1 protein-coding gene is annotated in these 348 nt (G+C 43.7%); it reads right to left on the minus strand.

Annotated features, from left to right (window positions below; genetic code table 11):
• Positions 1-121: 121 nt before the first annotated feature.
• A partial coding sequence (locus ACO0LC_RS29230; RefSeq protein ID WP_423009781.1) for an AAA family ATPase occupies positions 122-348 on the minus strand: 227 nt, incomplete at its 5' end.

The following is a 348-nucleotide window of genomic DNA, read 5'->3' on the forward strand; positions in this document are numbered from 1 at the left end:
GCGCCAATACAAGTTTCACCGCTTCTTCCCGCAATTCCGGGGTATATCTTTTTTTCTGTTTCATTATTTCTCCTGATCGTTTATTTTAACAAACAGGAATGTCCGAAAAAGTCAGGATACCTCAGTCCTCGTTGCATGTCATCGACAAGCGAAACATCAACTCAGGATGGCCCAGTAACACTAGATTGTGCTTTTTAGGGAAGCGCTCAAACAATAAGCGCAATTTACGTAAAATGCCCACATCCAGCAAATGCGCCTCATCGATCACGATATACAGCGTTTTTTGCGATTGCACATGACGGTAAGCCGCCAGTATCAATTCCTTCTCGATATCCTTCATCGCTGCAT

It is taken from the genome of Undibacterium sp. JH2W (genome assembly GCF_049340425.1).
Classification (GTDB): domain Bacteria; phylum Pseudomonadota; class Gammaproteobacteria; order Burkholderiales; family Burkholderiaceae_D; genus Undibacterium.